The organism is Streptomyces sp. WELS2, from assembly GCF_013870595.1.
Classification (GTDB): Bacteria; Actinomycetota; Actinomycetes; order Streptomycetales; family Streptomycetaceae; genus Streptomyces.
The window spans coordinates 1-1,363 of the sequence record NZ_JACBWZ010001244.1 but is presented as its reverse complement, the minus strand read 5'-3'; the positions used below and the strand labels follow the sequence as shown (position 1 = coordinate 1,363).

Sequence of the window (1,363 nt, the reverse complement as noted above, 5' to 3'; positions counted from 1 at the left end):
CTGCGAACCCCTTGGCCAGGGGCCTACAGGCGGGGTCAGGGCAGGGCCGGAACGATGACGCGTACTGACGGGCGGCGTGCCGCACGACGCCGGGCGGGGCGGGGACCGGCTGGGCGGGGGCACAGCGGAACGCGGGCACACCGCCCGGAGCGGGCAGTCGATGGCCGGGAGGACTCAGCCGGACGGGACTCGGCGATCAGGCGTGCCCCTCGCCGACATCCATCACGAGCCCGGCCGGCCTCGTCGCGACCCGGGTGCTCTCTTCAGCCGCTGCTGTCACCGCCCTCACAGGGCGGTGGGAAGGTGTTTGGGCTCGAAGACGTTCTGCGGTGCACCGGGATGGGTGGTGGTTGCCCAGGGCAGTACGCGTGCCAGGTCGCGGCGTATCCGGTCGGCTTCACCGCGGACCTGGACGGGGATGTCGCCGCGTTCGGCGACGAGGCGGTCGTAGACGGGGGTCTCCTGGAACACGGTGGGACGGTTTCCTTTCAGCGGGCGGCTCGCCGGACGGTCGCAGCATACGGCTTGCGTGATCATGACCGCCCACGGCAGGCGGCAGCCGTTTCGCTGCACCGTGCGGCTCGGTCGGTGCTGGGCAGCCCGACGTAGGCGCGCAGGCCGTCCTGGGAAGCCGGCAAACCGCGCTCGGCGAGCGTTCCCGCCACCCCGCCGGGAGGTCGGCGTGGTCGGGCAGTGGAGTGGGGAACAGTTCGTCGAGGGCGGTGCGCGCTTGGCGGCCGTCGCGGTCAGGTTCGACGCCGGGCACGCAGGCCGCAAGAGCCGCCTGCGGCCCGTCCCGCGTGGGGAGGCTGTGCGGGGTCCGGCCGGTCCTCGGCCGCGGGGCCGGGCGTGGGGTCGGTGGGCACGGTGTCCTCGGTTTCTCCGGTCTGCGGGCCGAGGCGGCGGTCGTCCGGCCCGCGCGCGGAGCGGCGCACGGGCCGGAGCCACCGTGTGAAGCCACCCCTTGTCCGCGGTCTGATGGCCGCCGACAACAGACGTCCGACTCCTCCCTTGGCCCCCCCTGTAGTCCGCGTTTGTGCGTGACCGGAGTCACACGCCGTTCGGGCAGGCCGGCCGGGCCGGGCCGGTGCGCGGCCGAGGAGGCGCATCGTCGTCGCGCCGCAGCACCGCCTCGTGGACGCGCCGCAGTTCCTGGCCGGATCGACGCGCGGTTCGTGACGCAGGAGCCGGCGCATGTCCTCGTAGGCCGCCAGGGCCTCGGCCTGTCGTCCGGAGCCGTACAGGGCGCGCATGCACAGGTCCGGCAGCGACTCGTCCAAGGGTGGGAGGCGGACAGGGCGGTCAACTCGTCGCGGGTGTCGGCGGGGCGGCCGAGCAGGACAAGGCAATCCAGCGGCCCGGT

2 protein-coding genes are annotated in these 1,363 nt (G+C 74.2%); both read right to left on the bottom strand.

The genetic code is table 11. From position 1 onward, the window contains the following. Nucleotides 1-285 precede the first annotated feature (285 nt). Nucleotides 286-471: a hypothetical protein gene (locus H5J33_RS35395; protein WP_181798739.1), complete on the bottom strand. Its 186-nt coding sequence runs from the start codon at nt 469-471 to the stop codon at nt 286-288. Between the two features lie 275 nt (nt 472-746). Then, entirely contained in the window at nt 747-1,253 is a 507-nt protein-coding gene (locus H5J33_RS38540) for a BTAD domain-containing putative transcriptional regulator (protein ID WP_309485572.1), read from the bottom strand. Nucleotides 1,254-1,363 lie beyond the last annotated feature (110 nt).

Bases quoted from the DNA above. Each gene is read 5' to 3' on its own strand.
- H5J33_RS38540 (WP_309485572.1), bottom strand. From the start codon at position 1,253: ATGCGCGCCCTGTACGGCTCCGGACGACAGGCCGAGGCCCTGGCGGCC.